General features: G+C 39.9%; 23 protein-coding genes and 2 pseudogenes. 16 read left to right on the plus strand and 9 right to left on the minus strand.

The genetic code is table 11. From position 1 onward, the window contains the following. Positions 1-140 precede the first annotated feature (140 nt). Positions 141-911 (plus strand): tRNA threonylcarbamoyladenosine dehydratase, encoded by a 771-nt coding sequence (locus E0D95_RS13205; RefSeq protein WP_130804355.1) that lies wholly within the window; start codon positions 141-143, stop codon positions 909-911. A 41-nt stretch (positions 912-952) separates the two neighbouring features. Here E0D95_RS13205 and E0D95_RS13210 read toward each other — a convergent pair whose 3' ends face one another. Both E0D95_RS13210 and dusA read right to left on the minus strand, forming a co-directional pair. Beyond that, positions 953-1,432, minus strand: a complete 480-nt coding sequence (locus tag E0D95_RS13210) for a hypothetical protein (RefSeq protein WP_130804357.1) — start codon at positions 1,430-1,432, stop codon at positions 953-955. Positions 1,433-1,917: 485 nt separating this feature from the next. Next, the gene (gene dusA, locus E0D95_RS13215) at positions 1,918-2,940 is read right to left on the minus strand and encodes a tRNA dihydrouridine(20/20a) synthase DusA (protein ID WP_130804359.1); all 1,023 of its coding nucleotides are present in this window, start codon (positions 2,938-2,940) and stop codon (positions 1,918-1,920) included. Positions 2,941-3,071: 131 nt separating this feature from the next. Here dusA and E0D95_RS13220 point away from each other — a divergent pair, with 131 nt between their 5' ends. After that, entirely contained in the window at positions 3,072-4,208 is a 1,137-nt protein-coding gene (locus E0D95_RS13220) for a site-specific integrase (protein WP_004281613.1), read from the plus strand. On the opposite strand, the gene E0D95_RS13225 is transcribed toward E0D95_RS13220, so the two are convergent. Further along, positions 4,174-4,470, minus strand: coding sequence for a pyocin activator PrtN family protein (locus E0D95_RS13225; RefSeq protein WP_004281614.1), 297 nt, complete (start codon positions 4,468-4,470; stop codon positions 4,174-4,176). The genes E0D95_RS13220 and E0D95_RS13225 overlap by 35 nt on opposite strands. A gap of 146 nt (positions 4,471-4,616) precedes the next feature. On the opposite strand from E0D95_RS13225, the gene E0D95_RS13230 reads away from it, so the two are divergent. Further along, complete coding sequence (locus E0D95_RS13230; RefSeq protein ID WP_078388755.1) at positions 4,617-5,801, plus strand: hypothetical protein; 1,185 nt, start codon at positions 4,617-4,619, stop codon at positions 5,799-5,801. Positions 5,802-5,901: 100 nt separating this feature from the next. Here the strand turns inward: E0D95_RS13230 and E0D95_RS13235 are convergent, their stop codons facing one another. Then, on the minus strand, positions 5,902-6,798 hold the full coding sequence (locus E0D95_RS13235; protein ID WP_078388754.1) for a hypothetical protein: 897 nt from the start codon (positions 6,796-6,798) through the stop codon (positions 5,902-5,904). A 465-nt stretch (positions 6,799-7,263) separates the two neighbouring features. On the opposite strand from E0D95_RS13235, the gene E0D95_RS13240 reads away from it, so the two are divergent. The 5 genes from E0D95_RS13240 (at position 7,264) to E0D95_RS13260 (ending at position 11,975) form a co-directional block, all read left to right on the plus strand. Next, positions 7,264-8,172: a YagK/YfjJ domain-containing protein gene (locus E0D95_RS13240; RefSeq protein ID WP_078388753.1), complete on the plus strand. Its 909-nt coding sequence runs from the start codon at positions 7,264-7,266 to the stop codon at positions 8,170-8,172. Between the two features lie 105 nt (positions 8,173-8,277). Continuing rightward, positions 8,278-8,556, plus strand: coding sequence for a hypothetical protein (locus tag E0D95_RS13245; protein WP_078388759.1), 279 nt, complete (start codon positions 8,278-8,280; stop codon positions 8,554-8,556). Positions 8,557-8,578: 22 nt separating this feature from the next. After that, entirely contained in the window at positions 8,579-9,610 is a 1,032-nt protein-coding gene (locus E0D95_RS13250; RefSeq protein WP_130804361.1) for a DUF932 domain-containing protein, read from the plus strand. Between the two features lie 175 nt (positions 9,611-9,785). Continuing rightward, the gene (locus E0D95_RS13255; RefSeq protein ID WP_130804363.1) at positions 9,786-10,844 is read left to right on the plus strand and encodes a YqaJ viral recombinase family nuclease; all 1,059 of its coding nucleotides are present in this window, start codon (positions 9,786-9,788) and stop codon (positions 10,842-10,844) included. A gap of 195 nt (positions 10,845-11,039) precedes the next feature. Beyond that, on the plus strand, positions 11,040-11,975 hold the full coding sequence (locus tag E0D95_RS13260) for a recombination directionality factor (protein WP_130804365.1): 936 nt from the start codon (positions 11,040-11,042) through the stop codon (positions 11,973-11,975). 55 nt (positions 11,976-12,030) lie between these two features. On the opposite strand, the gene E0D95_RS13265 is transcribed toward E0D95_RS13260, so the two are convergent. Continuing rightward, positions 12,031-12,828 (minus strand): undecaprenyl-diphosphate phosphatase, encoded by a 798-nt coding sequence (locus tag E0D95_RS13265; RefSeq protein WP_130804367.1) that lies wholly within the window; start codon positions 12,826-12,828, stop codon positions 12,031-12,033. Positions 12,829-13,141: 313 nt separating this feature from the next. Between E0D95_RS13265 and kdpA the strand changes: the two genes are divergently transcribed. The 5 genes from kdpA (at position 13,142) to E0D95_RS13290 (ending at position 21,138) form a co-directional block, all read left to right on the plus strand. Beyond that, positions 13,142-14,866 carry a potassium-transporting ATPase subunit KdpA gene (kdpA, locus tag E0D95_RS13270; RefSeq protein ID WP_039890241.1) on the plus strand — a complete coding sequence of 575 codons (1,725 nt, stop codon included), beginning with the start codon at positions 13,142-13,144 and terminating at the stop codon, positions 14,864-14,866. 11 nt (positions 14,867-14,877) lie between these two features. Next, the gene (kdpB, locus tag E0D95_RS13275; protein ID WP_004281624.1) at positions 14,878-16,920 is read left to right on the plus strand and encodes a potassium-transporting ATPase subunit KdpB; all 2,043 of its coding nucleotides are present in this window, start codon (positions 14,878-14,880) and stop codon (positions 16,918-16,920) included. Positions 16,921-16,939: 19 nt separating this feature from the next. Further along, positions 16,940-17,542, plus strand: a complete 603-nt coding sequence (gene kdpC, locus E0D95_RS13280) for a potassium-transporting ATPase subunit KdpC (RefSeq protein ID WP_004679624.1) — start codon at positions 16,940-16,942, stop codon at positions 17,540-17,542. Positions 17,543-17,748: 206 nt separating this feature from the next. Further along, a complete protein-coding gene (locus tag E0D95_RS13285; RefSeq protein WP_078388748.1) occupies positions 17,749-20,397 on the plus strand; it encodes a sensor histidine kinase in 2,649 nt (882 codons plus the stop codon). A 27-nt stretch (positions 20,398-20,424) separates the two neighbouring features. Next, positions 20,425-21,138 (plus strand): response regulator, encoded by a 714-nt coding sequence (locus E0D95_RS13290; RefSeq protein ID WP_004692355.1) that lies wholly within the window; start codon positions 20,425-20,427, stop codon positions 21,136-21,138. A 50-nt stretch (positions 21,139-21,188) separates the two neighbouring features. On the opposite strand, the pseudogene E0D95_RS16000 reads toward E0D95_RS13290, so the two are convergent. From E0D95_RS16000 to E0D95_RS15930, 3 genes and pseudogenes are all read right to left on the minus strand, one after another. Then, positions 21,189-21,317 (minus strand): annotated as a pseudogene (locus E0D95_RS16000) (IS5/IS1182 family transposase); the annotation flags it as partial. 9 nt (positions 21,318-21,326) lie between these two features. Next, positions 21,327-21,659, minus strand: coding sequence for a transposase (locus tag E0D95_RS13295; protein WP_004692353.1), 333 nt, complete (start codon positions 21,657-21,659; stop codon positions 21,327-21,329). After that, entirely contained in the window at positions 21,607-22,002 is a 396-nt protein-coding gene (locus E0D95_RS15930) for a transposase family protein (protein WP_078388747.1), read from the minus strand. The genes E0D95_RS13295 and E0D95_RS15930 overlap by 53 nt, the downstream gene beginning before the upstream one ends. 250 nt (positions 22,003-22,252) lie before the next feature. Here E0D95_RS15930 and E0D95_RS13305 point away from each other — a divergent pair, with 250 nt between their 5' ends. After that, complete coding sequence (locus E0D95_RS13305) at positions 22,253-23,668, plus strand: glutamine synthetase family protein (protein WP_078388746.1); 1,416 nt, start codon at positions 22,253-22,255, stop codon at positions 23,666-23,668. Between the two features lie 10 nt (positions 23,669-23,678). After that, positions 23,679-23,894 carry a hypothetical protein gene (locus tag E0D95_RS15960; RefSeq protein WP_078388745.1) on the plus strand — a complete coding sequence of 72 codons (216 nt, stop codon included), beginning with the start codon at positions 23,679-23,681 and terminating at the stop codon, positions 23,892-23,894. A gap of 45 nt (positions 23,895-23,939) precedes the next feature. Here E0D95_RS15960 and E0D95_RS13315 read toward each other — a convergent pair whose 3' ends face one another. After that, a complete protein-coding gene (locus tag E0D95_RS13315; RefSeq protein WP_130804369.1) occupies positions 23,940-24,719 on the minus strand; it encodes a TorF family putative porin in 780 nt (259 codons plus the stop codon). Between the two features lie 196 nt (positions 24,720-24,915). Here E0D95_RS13315 and E0D95_RS15935 point away from each other — a divergent pair. Further along, positions 24,916-25,104 (plus strand): annotated as a pseudogene (locus E0D95_RS15935) (hypothetical protein); the annotation flags it as partial. Positions 25,105-25,290 lie beyond the last annotated feature (186 nt).

The following is a 25,290-nucleotide window of genomic DNA, read 5'->3' on the forward strand; positions in this document are numbered from 1 at the left end:
TGTTCCATTTTAGAGATTTGTTTAAGATAAGATATAACTCATTGAGATGTGTCATAGTATTCGTCGTTAGAAAACAATTATTGTGACATTATTTCAATGAGTTATCTATTTTTGTCGTGTACAGAGAGCAACGATTCAAGATGACCGATCTCCATACCGATGAATATGACCGCCGTTTTGCAGGTGTCGCCAAAATATATGGTGATAATGCATTTTCCCATTATGAAAAAAGTCATGTCATGGTCATTGGGATTGGAGGGGTCGGAAGTTGGGCGGTTGAAGCACTTGCCCGAACAGGTATTGGAGAATTGACATTAGTAGATATGGATGTCTTGGCTGCATCAAATATCAACCGTCAGTTACCTGCTTTGTCTTCCACATTGGGTCAGGAAAAAGCGGAAGTCATGGCAGAACGTTGCCGCCAGATTAATCTGCGAATTAAGGTCAATGTGATTGATGATTTTCTTTCACCTGATAATGTGGCTGAAATATTGGCTTCACAGCCAGATGTCGTTTTGGACTGTATTGATGATGTCAAAGCGAAACTGGCTTTAATGTTACATTGCCGTTTTAATAAGATTGCGCTGATTGTCTCTGGTGGTGCAGGGGGTAAAATTGATCCGCTGAAAATTCGTGTGGCAGATTTATCCAAAACTGAACAAGATCCCATGCTAGCAAAATTACGCAGTCAATTACGCGCTAAAGGCATCTGTAAAAAGCCAAAAGAAAAATTCGGCATCACCTGTGTTTATTCAATTGATAATCCATTTTCCAGTGCAGAGGTTTGTGCGAGTGCAGGCTTGCGCTGTGGCGGTTATGGTTCCGCTGTGATTGTAACCTCAAGTTTTGGCATGATTGCTGTGGCTGAGGTTCTCAAAAAATTAGATATGAAAAAAACTAAGCCAGAGTAAGCTTGGTTTTAATATTCAAAAATATCAATATCACGAATAAATTATATAGGTCGATAATAGCTGTAAGTTACATTACGGTCTTTATACACGTCATAACTGGTTTGTTTAAAGTCAGAAATCCATTGGCTACCACTATAGCCTGCAATGTGACCATAAACGTGATTGGGTGTACGTTTAATAATATAGATATCACCTTTTTGCGGATGGTCAAAAGCGGGTTGGATTTGCCGATAACCAATTTTAGTTAAGGTATCGCCCCAATCAGAGGCTGCAATCGGATGGCTGACAATCTTCGCACCCGCAGATTGCAGGGCAATACGGACACTTTTGGCACATTTCGCCGTGCTGTAATTGCCGCTCATACTTTTTAACTTGGCAACAAATTTGTGGATATCGATTTGGCTGCGTGCATCATCCGATCCAAAAGAGAACGGTGCTGATCTTTCCCTGTTTTCAGTCACAGTTACTTGAGGTGCATTCTGTGTTTGATAACTATCTGCTAATTGTCCGTCATAAATCATCGTTCAAACTCGTTCTTACATTATTCACACATATCAATAACAATGTATTTGCTTGGTTGCATGATGCTATCGCCTGAACCTTAAAATACTTCTTAAGGAATGTAATAATATTTCACAAGTTTGAAACATTTAAAATAATATATTGATTTTAAATAATTAAAAAATATTCTTTTGCTTATTTTTTATCAAATTTTTGATCAAAACTCTTGGATATAAATCTGGATACGATCAAATTCTTATTTTTGAAACAATCATATAGATCAAAACAGAGATATTGTTTTGGATTTGCTTTAGGCAAATTTTCATCAAACATAAATCAAAATGTACTCATTATATTGTTGTCGATATTATTTTAATCGGTATAAACCAATTTTAAATGATCGATTTATATCACTTATATTTATTTAAATGTTCTCGAAAAAGAACATAGTAATATAAAAATCAAGCCTTTGTGTGGATAAGCGCAACACAACGGCTTGGTGTTTTTATATGGATATATGATGTAGCTGTTTTTGCTGTTCTGAACGCTGAATGCTTTCACGCATGTTAACCAGCGCATGTTCAATATCAGTAAGCGTTTGAGCATTGCCGCCACTTAATGCTTGTCGCCATTTACGTGCACCCGGAAGATTTTGAAATAAACCTAGAATATGGCGAGTAATAATAGACAGAGGCGCACCCTCTGCTAAACGTTGTTCGATATAAGGCATCATTTGTTGCATGATGTCAAATCGATCTGGCATTTCCAAGTTCCAAAACTGTCCACATTCTGCCAGTAAATAAGGGTTATGATAGGCTTCACGACCAATCATGACCCCATCGACATGTTGTAGATGTTGTTGCGTTTCTTCAACACTTTTAATTCCACCATTAATTTCAATGGTCAAATGTGGACGTTCGCGCTTTAATCGATACACGTCTTCATATCGTAATGGTGGAACTTCACGATTTTCTTTGGGAGATAAACCCTGCAAGATTGCGATGCGGGCATGTACGATAAAATAATTACAACCTGTTGCAGCCACGGTATCCACAAAATGCAGCATTTCTTCATAAGACTGCATGTCATCAATCCCAATCCGATGTTTAACGGTGACAGGAATTGAAACTGCTTGTTGCATCTGATCGATACATTCGGCGACCAAATTCGGTTCAGCCATTAAACACGCACCAATTTTATTATTTTGTACACGATCACTTGGACAGCCCACGTTTAAATTGACTTCATCGTAACCCCAATCTTCAGCCATTTTTGTGCAGGTGGTTAAATCTTGTGGATTTGACCCACCCAACTGTAAGACCACTGGATGTTCCTGTGAATTAAAATCTAAATGGCGCTTGACATCACCATGAATGATTGCACCTGTCGTGACCATTTCAGTGTAAAGCACGACATTAGGATTAAATAGACGTGCAAAAAAACGGTAGTCACGTGTTGTCCAATCCATCATCGGCGCAACACTGATTCGAGGATTCTGTGTGTTGCTTGGTTTTGATAAAATACTCATTGAAAATCAACCTATTGAATCAGTGTTGTGTTGAATTTATTTGCATCTATTTCATCTTTTTTTGCTCTTTTTAAAATTTGATTTACGCCATAAATACGCCATAATAAGTAAAAATATCATAAGGCGTAAAAATGGGTACAATCACGCAGCGTAAGTTAGTCAATGGATCAATACGCTATCGTGCTGAAATTCGAATCAATCGAAAAGATTTACCAATATATAAAGAAAGTAAAACATTTGGATCGAAGAAAGTTGCAGCAATTTGGTTAGCAAAAAGGGAAGCTGAAATAGAAGAAAATCCTGAAATTTTGTTTGGTCAAGAAGATGTAATAGATCTAACTCTTTCTAACGCTATTTCGAAATATTTGGCGGAAGTGGGAGCTGAGTATGGACGAACTAAAACATATTCACTCAAACTTATTCAGAAGTTTCCAATCGCGCGGCATGTTATCACAAAAATTAAATCGACTCATATTGCGGAACACGTAGCTCTACGCAAAAAAGGCATTGAAGATCTAGGACTCGCTCCTGTTGCATCTAGTACACTCCAGCATGAGCTTTTACATATTAGAGGGGTGCTATCTCATGCAGCGGTAATGTGGGATATAGATATTGATCTAAATTCTTTCGATAAGGCAACAGCACAATTAAGAAAGACACGCCAAATTTCATCAAGTCAAAAAAGAGATAGGCTTCCAACGAATGAAGAGTTGGCGGCATTGACGAAGTATTTTGTCAATAAATGGAATAATCCTGCTTACAGTTATCCAATGCATTTGATTATTTGGTTTGCAATTTACTCATGTAGACGTGAGGCGGAAATAACTCGAATGGAATTAAGTGATTTTGACATTCATAACAACTCATGGAAAATACGTGATTTGAAAAACCCAACAGGCTCTAAAGGTAATCATAAGGAGTTTAATGTATTACCTCAGTGTAAAAAAATTATTGAGCTTTTATCGGAGCAGGAAGTTAGAGCTAGAATGTTGAAAAGAGGCTATGGCGATGAATATCTGATACCTCTTAGTCCAAAAACAATAGGTGGTGAATTTAGAAAAGCTTGTAAGTTGCTTGGAATAGATGATTTAAAATTCCATGATTTGAGACATGAAGGGTGTACCCGTTTAGCTGAGCAAGGTTTCACTATCCCCCAGATACAGCAAATTAGTTTGCACGATTCATGGGGGAGTTTGGAAAGGTATGTATCAGTTAAACGAAGAAAACAGACCCTTAATTTTGAGAATTCGTTAGAGCTGACTTCGTAAAAATTTCATACTCTTTAGCTTGTTCGTTGTAACGTTTGTCTAAAACAAAAGCTAAGTCAAAAATATCAACTAAGTATGGTGATTTTTGACTTTCATCTATCTTGTAGCAAATAAATGGAAATTCCTTTTTTCTCGCTTTTTCTAATATTTTTGCTTTACTTAGATGGGGGTAATACATGGCTGCCACTTGTTCAAGAGTGGGAGTCATGGTTTTAAATTGCATGAATAAATAATCTGATAAATTCATTTGTACTTTGTTCATTTGGTTACTCTTTTAAAAGTTAATTCTTGAATCTTTAGTCATACAACTAAGGTATAGCTAACAAAATTCACTGAAATAATTGTAAAAAAGATGAAATGACGAATAATGAGGAAATAAGGGTAACTTTTTTCTTCATAGATAGCTCAATGCCAAAACTAACAGACATTCAAATCAACACTATTAAACTATTAGATTATTTATACTTCTACGATATTGTTTCGCTAGAAACCTTTTCTGATGAGAAGTCGGATTTTTATAAAAGGTTGAATGATTCTTTTCATCTAATTTTAGCTACAAGAAAATATAAAGGGCTGAGAGCTGAGCACTACAAGCATTTACTGTTGATGGGGCTAGACTTAAATATTGCCTATTATAGTAAATCGGATAAGATGCAAGAGAATGATGTTAGCAATTTTATCTCTGCTTTTAATGATGAGATACGTTTAGAAGTCGATAAGGCGGATTTTCCTATTGATGAATTTGCCCAAGATTTGCAGAACATATTGGATAGACAACCTATAAATCCGTTGAGCGGAAATGAACGCTATAAAATAGTTAGTCAGTTTTTAAGCTATGAATATGACAATATTGCCATTGGAGTACTTGGAAAATTACTTGATATGGGGATCTTAAAGGTCTCGAAGTATAGTAAAGCCTATCAGGTGATTTCTCAGGAATTATTAGATAAGTTATTCTTTAGAGCTATGCTATTTCTTGAATTAGAAATTTTTAAAAATAAGCTGTTGGCATCAAATTTAAAAATGTCGCAGATTGTAGATTTGAATAATTTAAGTGACCATGAAAAAGTCATTGCAGTTATTAAGTCTAACGCCAAGTTGGAAGCTTTGGAAAAAGTAGATTATCAGCGTATCTATACTATTGATCTAAACAAAAAAAATGATTTGTCGAGGTATTTTACTAATGTGGAGGCAAGGTTAGGGCATAATCCGATCTTTAAGCCCAACCTTGCATCTTGGGTTAGCTTGCTAGGAGCATGGCATCTGATGCTGGTCAAAAAGAACAACATAAATAAACCATTATACCGTGAGACCCCTATCCACATCTTAGATGCTGAACCTACCTGTTCTGAGATAGCAAAAAAAGAAATGGAAGAGTATGGTTTTGCTATTTCGGAAAGAACCTTATTTGACCAACATAATAGTATTTTTGATTTTTATAAGCTTATTAGAATTACAGTGAATGACATGATAGATGATGGCTTCTATGGAATATTAGAACCAGTACTAACTAAATATTTCTTTTATGATCCCAATATTGGGGATAAGTTTAAAAGTGCTTTAAGCAAAGTGAATATGAGCTTAAATCAATAAAATTTTATTAAGATACCTATTTTCATTAGGTCTGCACGCACAAACCCAATCTTAGTTATATAATGGACTAGATTGGGTGTGACTGGTGGAAAGATTATTTTTACAAATATAGATTTTCTCCATCGACTGAACAGCATTCTTTGGCATAGGTTTCATTGATGAGTCTTTCGATCATTTGCTCTTCGGACAGACCATTCTTGAAAGCTAATGTAAGCAACGCTTCTCTAGCTCTTTTAGTTAATGCGTAATAGTGAGGTTTTTTCACCTTTTTCTCCTCACGGTGCTTTTTTTGATACCACGCGTTAGATAATTTTTTTCTTAAAGCATAGTGAATATTTTCATCTTCATAATAGATAATATCAAATATTGAGTTAATTAAAGTCTCATATTCAGATACATGTGATGCATCTCTTCTGTATCTCCTAAATTCTGAGTTTTCATTAATATACTTTTTAGCCCATACAAAAAAATCAGAGCATGGTGATTTAAAATGACTGTTGAATTTTGTGTATATTTTGTCAAATCGAAAATATATATTTTCAATTGATCTAGAATTTTCATAATAAAAAGGGATTGTATAAGCCAGATAAAGGAGCTGGAAGTATAGATTTTTTATATCTAAAATTAAGCGATCTCCTTCTTTTTCATTCAAGACTTTGCATGCAAATTGTAAGAATCTTTGATTATCTTTAATTTTATTAAAGTCAAAAGAATGTATTGTGATTCTAGATTGAAAATCCTTTAAATCACGTAAAAAATAATAGATATCATCATCACTACTATTATTCATTTCATCAATTATAAATTTACTTATGTTCCTGAGTTTATCTAGGCTGTTCAGTTTTGCTATATCTTTTTCTATAGCAGCGTTGCTCTCCCGTATTCTGCGATTGTTATCAATATTTGGGCGATGATAGACAAACAGTGCCCAGATAAGATCTTCATCTCTAAGTTGTGTCAGGAATGATTTAAGATTGTCTAGTTCAGAATTGCGCATTTTGTATCCTGTTTTAAAAAAGCTTACGTCATACTTTAGGTAATAAAAACAATACTTTCTACTAAGTTTTTCGCTCTATTTCCCCTTGTTTTGCACTATATTTTTAAAAGCTTTCTACTAAGGGGTAAGGGTGTTATAAATAAAAAATGTTTAGGCAATATAAGTTTTTAATTTAATTTTTTTTATAACTAAAATTAGGTACTAAAACGATATAGTCTAAAATTCATTTTATTCCTTAATTCTAGCTTTTAATGAGAGGTAGGGTATTAAAAAATCTTTGTGAAATACGGGAAAATTGTATTTGAATTTTTGTATTTTATTTTGATTTAATGATAATTTGGTTTATTTTAAGCTTTGGTTATTAATCTAATCTTTTATTAGTTAATGCTTTGTTAAGAAGTAAAAAGTATATATATACTGAATTCCCGTATCTCTTATGAAACTAACAAACATATAGGTTTAAATATGAGGTATTCAATTAACCAAGCAAAACTTACACTTGAGATTGAGAGCTTTTTAAAACGCTTAAAAAGACAACGTACAAAATGGGATGGATTCTATTCACAGCTTACTAATCTGTTATTAGACTTTAATGATATTTATGATCCTGATGATGAATACCCAGGTTATCTTCAGTTCTTTGTTATTCTGATATATGACTTACAAAGCATAGACTCTGATGAAGTTGATCTTAAAAATGAATTGGAATCGATTGGGTATAGAGAATTGAGATCAGAGTTGTTAGATTTATCTGACCTTTGTGAAAAATATTATGAAACTATTGAAAAACAGAAAGATGAAAATAAAATTGAAGTGCAGAAATATTGTAGATCAATACTTAATAAATGCAGTCGAATATTAGTTGTTCGTGTAGACTTGGGTTATTTGCAAGAATATTCTAGTCGAATCAGAGTTGAAGATATTTATAATGATTTGGATATACTACTTAATCGTATCCAAAATAAAGATGGCATATTTAAACATGTGATCGGATATATGTGGGGAGTAGAGCAAGGTGGTAAAAGTAAAGGTTTTCATTGCCATTTAGCAATCATTTATGATAATGCCTATCGTGCTGGAGGTGCAGCATATTGGGGGGATGAAATAATCGAGCTATGGAGGGATATTACTAGGGATTTTGGTCAAGGATATAATTGCTGGAACCGTGAACGTCTAGCGAAACTTCGAAGAGAGAATAAGCTAGGGATCGGTGTGATTTATCGTCGTGATTCCACCCAAGTAACAAATTTCATTGAGGCAATGCAATACATTGCTGATCATCACAAACGTACTCTTCAATACTTACGTGTAAAGCCAAAAGGACGAAGAGTATTTGGTAAAGGTCAGTTAAGAGCGCAGTATGATAGACGCTAAATGAAGATAATCTCAGATATACATTATCTAGATGAAAACGAGGTTTTAAATACTTTGCAAGGCTTGCCAATCGGTGAGCCTTTGTCATTTCTAGAGGTATATATTATGAGTTTAAATTGTCCTTATTGTTTTTCGGATCAGGTTATTCAAGTGGTCAATCAGCAGGTGAATGGTTCTGATTCTACAGGTCTAGCAGCGTCCGCATCGTTCGCAACTATCGGTGCAACCATTTCAAAGGGTTTACCTTTGCCTGTATCACCACTGCTTGGCGGGCTTGCAGGTGCAGTCATTGGTGGCCTATTCAGTAGTGTGTTTGATGAGCCTAAAAAGCCGATCACGCTGACCTATTATCACTGTAATCACTGTCAGCAGAATTTTCGTTGAATTAGCATAGGAGATAAGAACGATGGCACATCAAATCGAACAAATCGCCTATGTTGGCGAAACCCCTTGGCATGGTCTCGGTAATCAGCTGAGTCCGAATCAACCACTCGAAGTTTGGGCACAGCAAGCTGGAATGGATTGGCGGATTGAATCCTCGAATGTCAGCTATATGGCACAGAATGAACGTGGCCAAAGCATCATCATGCCTTTTGAAGAGCAGCGAGTGTTGTATCGCTCAGATACCCATGCACCTTTATCTGTAGTCAGTCAGCGTTATCAGGAAGTTCAGCCTAAAGAGATTCTGGAGTTCTACCGAGATCTGACAGAGCAATCTGGCTTTGAGTTAGAAGCCGCAGGGGTTTTGAAAGGTGGGAAGAAGTTCTGGGCTTTGGCACGTACCGGGCAAAGTACCGCTTTAAAGTCTAAGGATGTCAGTAATGGTTATATCCTGCTGGCTACTGCGTGTGATGGCACTTTGGCAACGACAGCACAGTTCACCAGTATCCGAGTGGTCTGTAACAACACGTTAGCCATTGCTCTACGCGGACAAAGCAGTAGTGCAGGTGTAGTGAAGGTTCCACATAGCACCAAGTTTGATGCAGAGAAAGTGAAACAGCAATTGGGTATTTCAGTGCGTGCATGGGATGAGCACATGTATGAGATGAAACAGCTCACACAGCGTAAGGTGAGTCAGCAGGAAGCCAAAGCTTATTTTGATGCCGTATTCAACAACAGCACCATGTCAATTTCCGATCCTGAAGAAAACATTATTCAGTTCTATCGTAATGTCGCGCAGCAAGTTCAGGAGAAAAAGCCTGAACCCAATGGTCGCGCCATGAATAAAGCTTTAGAGATGTTTAATGGGCAAGGACGCGGTGCTGATCTGTCATCAGCTAAAGATACGGCTTATGGCTTACTGTGTTCGATTACGGAATTTGTGGATCATGAACGACGTGCCATGAGTACAGATCACCGTCTTGATTCAGCTTGGTTTGGTGCAGGTGCGGGGGTGAAACAACGAGGATTGGAGCAAGCGCTTGCTTTGATCGCGTGAAATTAACTAACTCACTTATGTTGAAATCAAGTCACCCCAAACAAATGCTCATCAGAGCACTCATGTAACCCCTCTCAATTAAAACAGCAAACAAATCGCCATACCCGACCTTGTGTCGGGTATGGCTTTTTTATGCATTTCTTTTACAGAGATCAGAATTTATAAGGATAATTCCATGAATCAAATTGTATCTATTTCCCATCAGCCTACGACGGTAGGATCAAAGATTGTAGTTAATCCAACCATCACCACCAAACGCTCAACAGCAGCCAAGCGATTGGTCAATACCAAAGGGATGGAATATCAGGATTGGCTCGAAGTTCGTAAGCAAGGCGTTGGCAGCAGTGATGCCGCGACTGCCTGTGGTCTCAATCCCTACATGTCGATGTTGGAGCTCTGGTTAATCAAAACCGGACGACAGGCTCAATCCATAGAAGATGAAAGCTCAGGTGTAGCACCGCTGTATTGGGGCAAGCAGCTGGAACCTTTGGTGGCAGAGTTCTATAGCATGCACACCCATAGCAAGGTGCGACGGATCAATGCGGTACTTCAGCATCCTGATCCCGATAAACACTTTATGTTAGCCAATCTGGATTACAGCGTGGTCGGCAGTGATGAAGTCCAAATTTTGGAATGTAAAACAGCAGGTGAGCATGGAGCAAAATTGTGGCGTGATGGTGTGCCTTTATACGTGCTGTGTCAGGTACAACATCAACTGGCGGTGACTGGTAAGCAGGCAGCACATGTTTGTGTCTTGATCTGTGGACATGAAACCAAGATCTTCAAAGTGACACGGTCTGAATCAGTGATTGAGCATATTGTTAAAGCAGAACGTTATTTCTGGGAGTGTGTAGAAAAGGATACTCCGCCATCAGTCGATGCCAGTGAATCCGCAGCTAAAGCGATTCAACAACTTTATCCAGCGCATGTACCTTTAACGGTAGAGGATCTTTCGCAAAATGAAAATGCCAATTTGATGTTCGATCAGCTCATCAAAATGAAAGAAGAGATTCAGCATCAGCAGGAACGCTTTGACCAGCTTAAACATGAAATCCAGATGATGATGCAAGACAAGGAAAGGGCAGTCTTTGCTCATGGCTCAGTAGTCTGGAAGAAAGCCAAGGACTCCATCAGTCTCAACACCAAGGCATTGCTTCAGCACCAACCCGAACTCATCGAGCTTTATCCAATTGAAAAGCAAGGCAGTCGTCGATTTAACATCTATAACGACTAAGCCCTATCTACAGCACCAAATCAAAAAATCACAAAAATCGCTCCCCGCTCTCTACCCTTCGGTAGAGAGCAAATCGGTCGCGATCTCTGTAGCACTTTATCTGGCTCTACATTCTTTGGGTCACTTATTTGGTCCTTGTTCCGACCTACATACATAGACCCAAATTTGTAAGGTAATACATTAAGGAATATCAACATGATTAAAGGTTTAGCAATTACTCCACCAATTCTGGGGCGTATCAGTATCGGTCGTATGATCGAAAAGAATGGCAAGCGATTGCCTGAAAAAGATGACCAGTTCACCATTACTTCCCAGATTCAAAGCAAAGAAGGCTGGGTGAAGCATCCACTGGATGATCAGCTTCGAGCGAATACTCCCAATCAAAAGCTACGCTCAATCCCCGTCAGAATGATCTTTAATGATCCTGACTTAAACCTACGTGCTGAATACACTTTGTTTGATCGCCAGACTGGAAGACCTGTTTGCATGGGCAATGGTGAAACCTGTCAACGCTTAACCAATCAAGGCGTGGAGCAACATCCATGTCCATCCCCTGATTTATGCGCTTTGGCTCAAGGAGGGAACTGCAAGCCCTATGGTCGTTTGCATGTGAACCTGGATGAATCGGATGAGTTTGGCACCTTCATCTTTAGAACTACAGGCTTTAACAGTATTCGAACTTTGGCCGCACGGCTGAGTTATTACCATGCTGCATCAAATGGTTTGTTGTCATGCCTCCCATTGCAGCTGATATTGCGGGGCAAGAGTACGACACAGAGTTATCGTCAGCCCGTGTATTACGTGGATCTAACGTTAAGGGAGGGGATTAGCTTGAATGAAGCCATTATTCAGGCGAAGCAAATTGATGAGCAGAGTAAGCAGGCTGGGTTTTATCAGGAGGCTTTAGACTTTACTGCAAGGAAGGGTTTTGCGAATGGAAGGATGGAGGTCGATATAGAGGAAGGCTTGGAGGTAGTTAAGGAGTTTGATATAGATGAACTTATTGAATCTGAACCCCTGCAAACTAGAACCAAAAAGGAATCTAAATCAGGGCCTAAGTTCCATCAGGGAGAGGGTGTTGTACAAGAGATTCAGAAAAGCTTGCAGCAGAATGTACGGGTTGTAAATTAAAAAAACTTAAAGAGAACAGCGAGTTCTCTTTAATTTATTTATTTTTTTGCTTGTATTAAAAAATAAATAAGATGATTGAACCTAATACCAAACGATACCAAGCAAAAACTTTTAAAGTATGTTTTTCTACAAATTTAACCATGGCTTTTACCACAAGCAAAGCTGCGATGAATGCGGTTACAAAGCCTACGGAAATATTCAATAAATTTTCTGAAGTTAAAACATCAACGTTGCGAAATATGTCATAAGTAGCGGCACCAAGCATTGTTGGTATGGCAAGGAAAAAAGAAAATTCAGTAGCTGCTTTACGTGATAAACCCGCCAACATCCCCCCAATAATGGTTGCACCAGACCGTGAAGTCCCCGGAATCATCGCAAGACATTGAACCAAACCAATAACAATGGCCTGTTTGAATCCAATATTGGTTGCCTCAATGGTTTGGACTTTAAAATTTTTAGCTTCTACAGCAAAAATTAACAGTGCACCAATAATCAGTGCAGATGCCACAACCGAAGGACTGAATAAAACTTGTTTAATAAAATCAACAGCTATAACTCCGATCACTACTGCAGGAATAAATGAAATGAAGACATTTATCGCAAAACGTCTCGCATGGTAATCACCTGATATAAAACCATGTAGTAGATTAATAATTTTTTTACGGTAGAGCCAACAAACGGCTAAGATTGTGCCCAGTTGAATGACAACTTCAAAGACACAGCCTGAGCCTGAATGAAAATCAATTAAATGGCCAAATAAAATTAAATGACCAGTACTGGAAATGGGTAAAAACTCCGTTAAACCTTCTATAAAACCTAAAAATAAGGCTTTAAGTACTGAAATTATATCCATAAATAAAGTGAGTCACAGAATAATAATAGCCATCACTTTTAAGATATTTTTCTGCATTTATAAGTGCATTGAGCTAAATTTTTACGCTTTCTTTACGCGGCATCCAAAGTTATGAATAGAGACTTTACGGTCTTATTTTTCATACTGGATTTTGGAATATCCCAATGCTTAGGATGAAAAACATGAGTGCGGTCATTCACGCGCATCAGCAGGTACAGCATCAAAAAAATTGCGTTGTACTAAATAATCAAAATAAACGTTATTTCAATATCTGCATGCAGATTTCAGCTCTGAAACATAGGAGTGAAATGCCATGTTAGAGTTTGCTTTGCTTTTAGCCATCGTCTTTGTTCTGGCTTATCCCTTGGGTAAATACCTCGCAGCAATTATGCACAACCGCGATATGAAAATTGATCCTCTATTCAATTGGATTGAAAAGCCCATTTACGCGGTTTTAGGAATCAATCCCAAACGGGGGATGAATGTCAAAACCTATTCATTCAATTTTGTCATGAGCTGTGCAGTGATCGGTTTGGTGACTTGGACTCTATTTATGGTTCAAGCCAGCCTGCCGTTGAACCCAAACCATGCACCGAATATGTCATGGGATTTGGCGCTGCATACCATGATTTCGTTTCTGACCAATACCAACCAGCAGCACTATTCAGGACAGGCGCAACTGTCTTATTTATCGCAAATGGTCGGCATTGTCGGCTTGCAGATCTTCACGCCGATGATGGGCCTGGCGATGGTGGTGGCTACAGTTCGAGCACTGTTCTACAAACAATCCAATGCACTTTCTGAAACCGATCAACAGACCAGCTTTAAGCATAAAGTGCAACAAATTAATGTCGGCAACTATTGGGCCGATGTGATTCGTCCGACGTTCCGCTTTCTGATTCCTTTATGCATGGTTTGGTCATTATTGCTCACTAGCCAAGGCGTACCATCGACTTTTCAAGGCGGCCCAGAAGTTCAAGTCATCGACCAAAGCAGCGAATTAACAACGCAAAAAATACCTTTAGGCCCTGTTGCGCCCATGGTAGCAATTAAGCAATTGGGCAGTAATGGTGGTGGCTGGTATGGTCCGAACAGCAGTGTACCTTTGGAAAATCCGACACCATTGTCAAACTTTCTGGAAATGCTTGCGATTTTACTGATCCCTGTTTCGGTGATTTTTATGCTGGGCTTTTTCACCAAACGCGCCAAATTCGCAGGCTTGGTCTTTGCTTCAATGCTGCTGATGTCGATCATTTCTGCGACTAGCGCTATCTGGTCAGAAAGCCTTTCATCGACTTCGACATTGCTTTCCGCCATGGAAGGTAAAGAAGTGCGTTTTGGCGAGGCATCATCTGCTTTGTGGTCAGCGGTCACCACCCAAGTCAATAACGGCTCAGTGGATATGATGCATGATTCATCTGCACCGCTCACAGGTATGGTGCAATTGTCCAATATGCTGATCAATGCCATTTGGGGCGGGATTGGCTGTGGTTTACAGCAATTCATTATTTATCTGTTTTTAGCAGTCTTTATTGCAGGCTTAATGACCGGCCGCACCCCAGAATTGTTTGGCCGCAAAATTGAAGCCGGTGAAATCAAGCTGCTCGCTGTTGTGATTTTGATCCAACCCATCGTCATTCTTGGTTTAACCGCAATAACTGTATTTTTTCCTGAATTGACGGGCAACAGTAATCCGCAATACCACGGCATTTCTCAAGTGCTGTACGAATATGTGTCTGCATTTGCCAACAATGGCTCAGGCTTTGAAGGACTATCAGACAATACCGTGTGGTGGAATGTCACATGCGGTATTGCTTTATTGCTCGGCCGTTTCCCGACATTAATTATTCCTTTAATCATCGCTACACGTTTAGCTGCTAAACGCCAAGCACCTGAAAGCAGCGGCAGTTTAAAAGTCGAAACGCCAACATTCGCACTGACTTTAATTGCCATTGTGGTGATGTTGACCTTATTGCAATTTATGCCAGCCCTGGTCTTGGGGCCAATTGCTGATCATCTGTTATTGGTTCAAGGTTAAGGGGGAGTACAATGAATCATTCAAAACACACTGTTCAAACACAGCAAAACACCATAGCTTCAACCTTATTTCAAGCTGAAGCATGGAAAAATGCTTTTATTAAACTGCTGCCGCAGCATGTGATTAAAAATCCGGTGATGGCCATCGTTTGGCTTGGGACGCTGATTACACTGGTTAGTACAATTCTAGGTCAATCTAGTTTGGTTTTTGGCTTATTGGTGACGTTGATTTTATTTGTGACGGTTCTCTTTGCCAATTATGCCGAAGCGGTTGCTGAAGCCAAAGGCCGCGGACAGGCGTCATCCCTGCGTCAAGCGCGTCAGAATTTGACGGCGCGCCGGATCCATTCTAAAGATGATATGGATGGGGTGCAGATTTCAGCGGCTGAATTGAACATGCATGACTTGATTGAAGTGCGTGCAGGGGAATTGATTCCCGCAGATGGTGAAATAATTCAGGGCTTTGCTACGATCAATGAAGCTGCAGTAACAGGTGAATCTGCGCCGGTACTCCGTGAAGCGGGCACAGATAAATCTGGGGTGATTGGCGGAACCAAAGTCTTAACCGACCGGATCATCGTGCAAGTGACCGCAGAGGCGGGAAATAGCTTTCTCGACCGAATGATTGCTTTAGTCGAAGGCTCAAACCGTCAAAAAACACCGAATGAAATTGCCTTAGGTATTTTACTGACCGTGATGACTGTGACTTTTATCATCGTCGTGGTCAGCCTGCCGTTGATTGGACATTTCCTGCATATTGAAATCAGCCCGATTTTATTGGTGGCGCTATTGGTCTGCTTGATTCCAACCACCATCGGCGGCTTATTGCCAGCTATTGGAATTGCAGGGATGAACAGAGCGCTCAAAGCCAATGTGATTGCCAAATCAGGCAAGGCGGTTGAAGTTGCAGGCGATATAGATGTTTTACTACTCGATAAAACCGGAACTATTACTTACGGTGACCGTCAGGCGACTGCTTTTTATCCCTTAACAGGAGTGACGGAGTCTGAACTTCGCCAAGCGGCGGTACTGACTTCTTTGGCCGATCCAACGCCAGAAGGTAAATCGGTGGTTGCTTTGGCCAAAGAGCAAGGTGAAAGAGTGGCCGAGCCTGAACAGGCTGAATTTATCGCTTTTAATGCGTCCACACGCATTTCAGGCCTTAACTTGGCGGATGGTCATCAAGTGCGTAAAGGCGCTATGGATGCCATTCTTAAATTCGCTTCGCAAAACCTTGAAAATCATGCCGAACTGAAAGCGCGCGTAGAACAAATAGCTTCAAAAGGGGCAACGCCGCTGGTCGTGGCTAAAGACCAGAATTTGTTGGGTGTCATTGAACTATCAGACGTGATTAAGCAAGGCATTAAAGAAAAATTTGCGCGCTTACGTGAAATGGGCATTAAAACTGTGATGGTGACCGGAGATAATCCGCTCACAGCAGCGGCCATCGCAGCAGAGGCTGGTGTGGATGATTATATCGCTGAAGCGAAACCAGAAGATAAACTCACATGCATTCGAACCGAGCAAAACAAAGGACATTTGGTAGCGATGGTCGGTGACGGTACTAATGATGCACCGGCGTTGGCCCAAGCAGATATTGGCTTAGCCATGAACTCGGGAACGCAAGCAGCCAAAGAAGCAGGCAATATGGTGGACTTAGATTCTGATCCAACCAAATTGCTATCTGTGGTTGAAATAGGCAAACAGCAGCTGATTACTCGCGGTGCATTAACCACCTTTTCCTTGGCGAATGATGTATCAAAGTATTTTGCAATTTTGCCGGCATTATTCGTCGCGGCAATTCCGCAAATGCATGTGTTAAATGTCATGCAACTAGGCAGTTCTGAAAGTGCCATCCTGTCTGCGCTGATCTTTAATGCGATCATTATTCCTCTGCTGATTCCAATTGCACTGCGCGGTGTGAAATTCAAACCTTCGACATCTACCCAATTATTGCGCCGCAACATGCTGATTTATGGTGTGGGCGGGGTGCTGCTACCGTTTATTGCCATTAAAGCGATTGATCTGCTGATCAGTCCAATCTTGGCCCTATAAATTTTTTGAGGATGACAAAGTGAATATGCAAAATCATCAATTGGCAGACTCATCATGGGGTGAGAAACTGCGCGCTTCGTTTGGAATGACCATCATTGCTCTAGGCTTATGCGGCTTTGTATATAGTGCTGCTGCAACCAGCTTAGGACAAATGCTCTTTCCAAAACAAGCCAACGGCAGCTTGATTGTCGAAAATAATCAAGTGATCGGTTCACGCTTAGTGGCACAGCCTTTTGCCCAAGTTCAATATTTCCATCCGCGTCCATCTGCCGCAAATTATGATCCTATGGCGATGGCCGGAAGCAACATGGCGAGAACCAATCCTGAACTGCAGAAAGCCATAGAGGAACGGCTGAATCGAATCGCAGCGAAGGAACAGATTGAAAAATCTAAAATTCCTGCGGATCTGGTCACCGCTTCAGGCAGTGGCATCGACCCTGAAATTAGCGTGCAATCAGCCATGATTCAAGTGAAGCGGATTGCCCATGCACGGCATATGCCTGAACAGAATGTCGAAAAACTGATTCAGTCGCATACGGTTCAGCCGATTTTTGGGATTTTAGGGCAGGCACGTATCAATGTGCTTGAATTGAATTTGGCTTTGGATCGGGGCGGGAAGTGATATGAATGGCTTGAAGATTAAAATATAGTGATTGAACGCTATTAAATAATTTGAATTAAGTTACATACGATTGTTGGGCGAGGGGATGTTCTATACCTCCGCCCAACGGTGGCATCCATATTGCCCAGCAATAGCCAAGCTGACTTTAGACGCATTTAAATGAATTTAAAAACATCTTTTTAAAGCAATAAATAAAGATTACTTCTATGACTGATCAACGAACCAATAAAGCCGATGTTTTGCTGCAACATACACAGCGTTATCAGTCTGGGCGGCTGACGATTTTTTTAGGCGCAGCTCCGGGCGTGGGAAAGACCTTTGCCATGCTGGTTCGTGCGCATGAACTGGCGCTGCAGGGTATTAATATCGTCATTGGCTATGTAGAAACGCATGGCCGTAGAGAAACTGAAAATTTAATTTCTGGTTTAGATATAATTCCGCGCAAGGCTATTGAATATCAAGGGCAGCATCTGGAGGAAATGAATCTAGATGCCGTTTTGGATAAAAAGCCCAGTATTGTTTTGGTGGATGAATTTGCCCACACTAATATGCCCGGCAGCCGTCATGAAAAACGCTGGCAAGACATCAATGAATTATTAGATGCTGGTATTGATGTTTTTACCACCATGAACATTCAGCATTTGGAAAGTTTGAATGATGTGGTATATCAAATCACTGGGATTCGTGTCACTGAAACCGTGCCAGACCGGGTGTTCGAATGGATTAGAGATATCCGCTTAATTGATTTGCCTGTGAATGAGCTGTTGGAGCGCTTAAACCAAGGGAAGGTTTATGTGCCTGAGCAGGCGGAACAGGCCTTACAGCGATTTTTCAACAGCTCCAACTTAACGGCACTGCGTGAACTGGCAATGCAAACCGTTGCCAATTATGTTGATAATGATGTACGCGAAAATTTCGCCATTCAAGGGCTTGCTCAAATCCCCTTAAAAAATCATGTCTTAATTATGATTGATGGCAAAGGGCATTCTGAAGCTTTAGTTCGGACTGGATGCCGTATTGCCGAGCATCGTGCGGCAAACTGGACGGTTGTTGCTTTTTCTCATGATACGCAAATCATGAATAAACAGGAAAACTCGCAAAGCCGTGAAATAGAACGGGCTTTAAACTTAACGCGTCAAATGGGCGGAATGACAGAAGTCCTTTACGGCCAGCAACATGCTAAAACTTTATTTGATTATGTGATGGACCGCGGCATTTCAACCTTGGTTTTAGCGCAAGCGGCTCCGCAAAAGTTTTCGCTGAATTTAAGGCTCAATTTGATTGATCAATTACTGCAATACCGGCCCAGTTTTGAACTCAGTATAGTGCCGATTATTGCAGAGAATAAGCATCTGTCCTTTTTCACTCAAAGGGCATTCTTGTCGCTGAGAGAAATACAGTACGTACTAGCCACCACGGTCATCAGCATTGTGATTGCAAGCTTAGGGGAAAAGTATTTAGGGATTGAAGATCTTTCGGTGATTTTTATCACCGCTGTGGTTTTTGTGGCATCAAAAACACGGATGCTGGCTGCAGCTTTTTCAGCCATCCTATTCTTTCTAGCTTATAATTTTTTCTTTATTTCCCCGCAATTTACATTTCAGATTTCTGCACATCAGGGGATTGTCACCGTGATTGCATTTTTGGGCGCGGCTTTAATTTCGAGCCGATTAGCGTCACGTTTGAAAGAGCAGGTGACTGCACTCAAAACGGCGAACAGTTATAACAGCATTATGCAGGATTTAGGGCAGAAGCTGTCCACAGCATTAGATTTGGCACAAATCAAGGAGATTGCTGAACATAGCCTGAGTAAAAATCTCAATGCAGATGTCTGGCTGTATTTCCCAGATACTGCAGCAACTCAAGCATCATCCACTATCATGAGTAATAAAGAAAAAATTTCAGCCGATTGGACATTCAAAAACCATCAACCGTCCGGTCGCTTTACCCAAACCTTGACGGAAAATGAGTGGTGGTTTTTGCCCTTATTGGCTTCCAAGCAATGCTTAGGCGTGGTGGGGTTGAAACTTAAAGATGTGCAAGCAGTAATCAATACGGAGCAAAAACAGCTCGCTGAACTCATGGTAGAGTATCTTGCGCAGGCGATTTTCCGCACCCAGCTGACCAAGGCTTTGGAAATAGCCAATGTGAATTCTGAAACGGAAAAATTGCGCTCGGCATTATTATCATCCGTATCGCACGATTTACGCTCGCCTTTGGCGTCGATGATTGGAGCAGCGGATACTTTGAGCACTTACCGCCATTCCATGAATGAAAATGATCAGGACAGCTTGCTGGAAGCGATTCATTTAGAGGGGGAGCGTTTAGACCGCTATATTCAAAACCTACTGGATATGACCCGTTTAGGCCATGAAGGCTTAAGCTTGAAGCGGGACTGGATTGGAGTTGATGAACTGATCGGTTCAGCAGTGCGCCGTTTAAACCGTTATATGCCAGATGCATTGGTTGAAGTGCATGCGCCTCAAGAATCTTTGAGTTTATTTGTACATGCCGCCTTGATTGAACAGGCCATTTTTAATGTACTGGAAAATGCCGCAAAATTTTCACCAGAAAATAAAGCTGTGATGATTGAGGTGCAGCAGGTGAATGAAAATGAGATCGAAATTGCCATAACTGATAAGGGGCAGGGTATCCCGGAAGGTGAGCGGGAACGCATTTTTGACATGTTTTATACCATGCAGCGCGGCGACCGCGGGCAATATGGTACAGGCTTGGGCTTGACGATTGTGAAAGCGATTGTGGGTGCGCATATGGGGAAAATCATGGCATCATCAGGCAAGAACAATCAAGGAACATGTATCCGCATACAGCTTCCTATTCAGCAAATTACTTAAAGCATCTAGCAGCTTTTAGGTGGGAAAATGCCAGAACAGAATGAATCAGCCAGCTCCATGACCAATGTCTTGATTATTGATGACGAAAATCAGATTCGAAAATTCTTGGATATAGCACTCAGAGCGCAAGGCTATAAAACGCTTTTGGCTGAAAATGGCCAAAAGGGTTTGGAACTCCTAGCTTTGCAAGGCGCGGATTTAGTGATCCTCGATTTGGGTTTGCCAGATTTGGATGGTTATGAGGTTTTGTCTGAGCTTCGCACATGGTCGCACGTTCCAGTGATAGTGCTGTCTGTGCGGGCAAATGAAGAAGAAAAAGTGAAGCTTCTGGATGCTGGCGCAAATGATTATGTGACCAAGCCGTTTAGTGTTCAGGAGCTGGTGGCGCGCATTCGTGTACTGCTTAGGCAGCACCAGCATAGTACTGTTGATACTGTAATTTTTGATGATGGCGTATTAAAAATCGATTTTTCCAAACGGCAGGTTTTTTTAAATCAACAATTGCTCTCCTTAACACGCAAAGAATATCAGCTGCTGAATTTATTGGCGAAAAATAAAGGCCAATTGATTACTCAGCCGCAAATATTGAAAGAGCTGTGGGGGCCAACGCACCAAGAAGATACGCATTATTTACGGATTCTGGTGGCTAAATTAAGAGTGAAGTTAAATGATAATGCTGTGCAGCCTAAATATATTATTACTGAACCGGGAGTGGGTTTGCGATTTTTGAAGATTTATTAATATTAAATATGCCATTTATTTTACATGAGTAATTAGACCTCTTTCATAAATCATTTTTTGCTCAGTTCCAAGTTGTAGATTCCAGCGATTAAATTGAATCTCAAACTAAGCCTTTTACATCTATTTCGATAACGCTCAGCAAGGATTTTGAAGGTTTTCAGGTTGCCAAATACATGCTCAATTCCGATTCATCTTTTATTGATTTCTTGATTATAGATTTTCAATTCAGGATCCAATTTACAGTGTCTTTTGGCTTTTAATGGCAACAGGCTATTCGGATACAACACATAAATCCGCTGATAGCCTTTATCTGCCAGGATAAAAGCCCCAAAAGGAATCTGGTTTAAATTGCGTTTGAACAACTCGAAATCATGCACTGCCCCGCGACTGGCACATAAACTCAGAATTTGCTGAGTTTTGTAGTGAATCATGGCTTGTACTTTAAAGGTATGGGTCTTTTTTTTGCCGCTATAGCTTTTCTTCTGTTTTTTTAGGCCTTTGGATTGGAATTTCCGTGGCATCCACGATCACAACATTCCAGTCGATGCCTTCGCCCTCGGGTAAATCTTTGGGTAAATTAAACAGATTGGACCGAAGCAGGCAGTCTTCAACATGACGGACAATTCTTGAGGCTGTGGGCTCTGAAACCCCGTAACTCGTCGCAACGTGAAATAAGGTTCGGTATTCCCGCCAATAGCTCAGACAGAGCAGAACCTGATCCTCCAGGCTTAACTTGGGCGGTCTGTCTTTGGCAGAGACATGCTTCTGCAATTGCTCAACCATCAAATAGAAAGTTGACCATGAGATGCCTGTGTATCGCTTGAACTGAGGATCAGAAAGCTTGTTTGAATCGATGTATTTCATCCGCAGATTATGCACGAATGCTAAGAAATCCGGAGTGCAAATATTAACCAAAAAGAAGATCGTTTTTTGATTTATGAAAGAGATCTATTGTTATTTTTATGTTTTAACTTATTTTAAATTAGCTTTTTCGTGGTTTTAATAGTTTAAAAAATAATCATATTAGTTGGGTGCTTTTTTACGGTTTATTTACGTTACATTCGGTAGAACTTGTTTTATTTTGATCATTGTTAATATTTAACAGGACAAAATAATGAGTAATTTACTCATGGCTAGACATAATATAGCTGACGAAGAAGCGGTCCCTGAATCCATGCCATCTGCGCGTCAATGCTGCGATATTGAAGATATTCTATTTTCAGAAGAAATCGAAAACTATCTGCAGCGCTATCCCAATACCCGTCATGTTGAGATTTGCCTGCACGATCTGAATGGTCATGTCCGCGGCAAGCGCATAGATATTGTCGGTCTAAAAAATATTGCACAAGGCTGTTATTTCCCAATGTCTATTTATGCCATGAGTCTTGATGGAGAAGTGATTGAAGAATCGGGTTTAGGAAAATCGATCGGTGAGCCGGATTATTTATGTAAACCTATATTGGGAAGCCTGCAGCCCTGCGCTTTAAATCCAGAGTCCAATGCACAGTTATTCCTAACCATGAAAGATGACAATCATCAAGATTGCGAAGTTGAACCGCGCAATATTTTAAAAAAAAGTTTAAGAGCGCTGCATGATCAAAACTTTTATCCTTGCATGGCCGCAGAATTGGAGTTTTATTTATTTGACAGCAATGAAAAATCTGGCTCCAATCAGATTTATTTAAATCAATGTTTTGATGTGAATGCGCAAGATAAATATCAAGACGTTCTGGATGAAATTGAACGGATTGCCCTTTTGCAGGGGATTCAGATTACAGGCTTAGTCTCGGAATCATCTTCCGGACAATACGAAATTAATATTCAGCATAGCGGTGATATTTTGAAGCTATGCGATCAGATCATGATGCTAAAGCGCACCATTAAGCAAGTCGCTGTAGAACATGGGTTACATGCAAGCTTTTTGGCTAAGCCTGATCTGAATAAAGCGGGCAGCGGCATGCACTTTCACATGAGTTTGTTAAATCAAGACCAGCAGAATATTTTCAGCATGAAGCAGAATCCTTTACCGTCACGGCAATTATTAAAGGCGATCAGCGGGCTGATAGTCTTGCTGCCGCCGTCCATGGCCGTGCTTGCCCCGAATGTAAACTCATTCCGCCGGTTTAAAGCTGGAAACCATGTGCCCTTAGAAGCTAATTGGGGCGTGAATAACCGCAATGTGGCCATTCGCATACCACGTTCGGACAATGAAAATCAACGCTTGGAATATCGTGTTGCAGGTGCGGATTGCAATCCTTATTTAACTGCAGCCCTGATTTTGATCGGCACACTGCATGGGTTGACACAGAATCTGGAAATTCCACAGCAAGCCACTCACATAAAAAATAAAGATCAGCTGCTCTTTTTAAGTACAAATCAGCCGGATGCTTTAGCGCTTTTTCACAGTAATTCGGTTTTGCAAAAACATCTCGGCAAAAGATTTATGGAATTATGGTGTGCTGTTAAATGTGCGGAGTATCAGCATATGTATAGCCAAATCACTTTAATGGAACAGCATTGGGATATTTAGCTACATAAAAATGTATAACACGATAAATAATGAAGATGATGCTAAAAATCAGAAGCTCAATGAAGAATTATATTTGAAGTATAGTTTACAGGAAATTGATTCTGAAATTTTAGTAAAGAAATACCAGCATGCGTCAAAAAATATGAAAAAAATAATTCATGCTATTTTAAAAGAAAGAGGTTTTAATCGAAGTGAGGTAGAGTATTTATTGAATTCAATCAAGTAAAATGATTATGCCAATAGTATTATTGATACTATTGGCATTAGACTTTTAAAAAGATTTAGTCAGGGTAAATACGGCTTCAGTTTTTACCCCTTTTTTATTTTGATTTGTAAAGTCTTTGGTTTTTAAATTACTACCAACTGCTGCTAATTCTACATTTATTCCCATTGGGTTATAGCGGTAAGTTGCACCAATTTTCCAATCAAAAAAATGGTCTTCTGCTTCAGAACCATAAATGTCCTGATTTGCTTTAGAATAGCCTAAGCTAACATTTGTGCCAAAATTAGTTTGGGCAATCGGTGTAGTATATAAGACATTAAAATACCAATTTGAGATATCTTTACCTGTACTGTCACTTGCAGCTTTGCCGCCATAGTTATCGGTATAGCTTATGCTTGGTGTGAAGCTATCGTTCTGATGCAGCAACGCATTAAAGATCATTTTGAAATAATATTCATTATAATTTAAATCGCTGTTATCGATGTAATTGTAGCGCAGGATGCCAAGATCGACTGCAGGATGGATTGAACCTAGCGCGATTGGCGCTGTATAGCCCATCTGGGGATCCAGTTCTAAATGCGCTTCGTCATCAAAATCAACATTCGATGCAAATGCAGCAAGATAAAAGCCAGAAGCGTGGCTTAAAACAAAGTTTGCCTGTAAGGCTGGGTCATTCTGGGTTTGCGTTTGGCCGCGCCATCGGTACTCGCTGGCTAATGATACATTACCTGAAAAGCTTAATGCGGGAGAGCTTTCATCTCCAGTAGCAAAAGCATAACTTGAATAGAGCGGTATAAGGCTAAAAAGTAGATGGTATAATTTTTTCATAACATTTTAAATTAGTAGTCAGTGAAGTAATGTATGTTATGGATTAATTTATTGATTTATAATAAAAATATCGTAAATTTTGCGTAAAATAAGTATAAAATTTAAGATGAATATTTTTTAAAGTCGCAGATTCAAATCCCAAGTGCAACACATTTGTAGTTAGTTGAAAAAGTTAGGTGTATTCATAGAATCATTAGACTTTACCGCAAGGAAGGGTTTTGCCAATGCACGGTTTGAAACGGATATAGAGGAAGGGTTGGATGTGCTGGAGGAATACTACCCTGAACAAGAACAAAACCGTACGGTGGAGCAACAAGCTTCGCCTGAAGGGTTTGTGCAGGGTATTCAGCAGGGGTTGCAGCGATCAGTCAGACCCGTCAATTAATCGATTGGTTGGAAAAGAGCAACTTTCTAGGTTGCTCTTTTTTTTTACGACATTATAAGACGTAGCAGTTGTTAAAGGACTATTTTAGCTAAAGTTATCCCGTTAAAATGACAGGACTTTATTAATCTCTATTTTTTTTGTTAAGTGCATGACTTTTAATAGGTCATTGATATGCTAACTTAGCAA

It is taken from the genome of Acinetobacter ihumii, assembly GCF_900625095.1.
Taxonomy (GTDB): domain Bacteria; phylum Pseudomonadota; class Gammaproteobacteria; order Pseudomonadales; family Moraxellaceae; genus Acinetobacter; species Acinetobacter ihumii.

What these genes read in the sequence shown, in the direction of transcription:
- E0D95_RS15960 (WP_078388745.1), top strand. Translation starts at nt 23,679, where the DNA reads ATGTATAACACGATAAATAATGAAGATGATGCTAAAAATCAGAAGCTC.
- E0D95_RS13240 (WP_078388753.1), top strand. Translation starts at nt 7,264, where the DNA reads ATGAGGTATTCAATTAACCAAGCAAAACTTACACTTGAGATTGAGAGC.
- E0D95_RS13295 (WP_004692353.1), bottom strand. Translation starts at nt 21,659, where the DNA reads ATGCCACGGAAATTCCAATCCAAAGGCCTAAAAAAACAGAAGAAAAGC.
- E0D95_RS13260 (WP_130804365.1), top strand. Translation starts at nt 11,040, where the DNA reads ATGATTAAAGGTTTAGCAATTACTCCACCAATTCTGGGGCGTATCAGT.
- E0D95_RS13315 (WP_130804369.1), bottom strand. Translation starts at nt 24,719, where the DNA reads ATGAAAAAATTATACCATCTACTTTTTAGCCTTATACCGCTCTATTCA.
- E0D95_RS13250 (WP_130804361.1), top strand. Translation starts at nt 8,579, where the DNA reads ATGGCACATCAAATCGAACAAATCGCCTATGTTGGCGAAACCCCTTGG.
- E0D95_RS15930 (WP_078388747.1), bottom strand. Translation starts at nt 22,002, where the DNA reads ATGAAATACATCGATTCAAACAAGCTTTCTGATCCTCAGTTCAAGCGA.
- E0D95_RS13230 (WP_078388755.1), top strand. Translation starts at nt 4,617, where the DNA reads ATGCCAAAACTAACAGACATTCAAATCAACACTATTAAACTATTAGAT.
- kdpB (WP_004281624.1), top strand. Translation starts at nt 14,878, where the DNA reads ATGAATCATTCAAAACACACTGTTCAAACACAGCAAAACACCATAGCT.
- E0D95_RS13235 (WP_078388754.1), bottom strand. Translation starts at nt 6,798, where the DNA reads ATGCGCAATTCTGAACTAGACAATCTTAAATCATTCCTGACACAACTT.
- E0D95_RS13265 (WP_130804367.1), bottom strand. Translation starts at nt 12,828, where the DNA reads ATGGATATAATTTCAGTACTTAAAGCCTTATTTTTAGGTTTTATAGAA.
- kdpA (WP_039890241.1), top strand. Translation starts at nt 13,142, where the DNA reads ATGTTAGAGTTTGCTTTGCTTTTAGCCATCGTCTTTGTTCTGGCTTAT.
- dusA (WP_130804359.1), bottom strand. Translation starts at nt 2,940, where the DNA reads ATGAGTATTTTATCAAAACCAAGCAACACACAGAATCCTCGAATCAGT.
- E0D95_RS13285 (WP_078388748.1), top strand. Translation starts at nt 17,749, where the DNA reads ATGACTGATCAACGAACCAATAAAGCCGATGTTTTGCTGCAACATACA.
- E0D95_RS13245 (WP_078388759.1), top strand. Translation starts at nt 8,278, where the DNA reads ATGAGTTTAAATTGTCCTTATTGTTTTTCGGATCAGGTTATTCAAGTG.
- E0D95_RS13210 (WP_130804357.1), bottom strand. Translation starts at nt 1,432, where the DNA reads ATGATTTATGACGGACAATTAGCAGATAGTTATCAAACACAGAATGCA.
- E0D95_RS13255 (WP_130804363.1), top strand. Translation starts at nt 9,786, where the DNA reads ATGAATCAAATTGTATCTATTTCCCATCAGCCTACGACGGTAGGATCA.
- E0D95_RS13305 (WP_078388746.1), top strand. Translation starts at nt 22,253, where the DNA reads ATGAGTAATTTACTCATGGCTAGACATAATATAGCTGACGAAGAAGCG.
- E0D95_RS13225 (WP_004281614.1), bottom strand. Translation starts at nt 4,470, where the DNA reads ATGAACAAAGTACAAATGAATTTATCAGATTATTTATTCATGCAATTT.
- E0D95_RS13290 (WP_004692355.1), top strand. Translation starts at nt 20,425, where the DNA reads ATGCCAGAACAGAATGAATCAGCCAGCTCCATGACCAATGTCTTGATT.
- E0D95_RS13220 (WP_004281613.1), top strand. Translation starts at nt 3,072, where the DNA reads ATGGGTACAATCACGCAGCGTAAGTTAGTCAATGGATCAATACGCTAT.
- E0D95_RS13205 (WP_130804355.1), top strand. Translation starts at nt 141, where the DNA reads ATGACCGATCTCCATACCGATGAATATGACCGCCGTTTTGCAGGTGTC.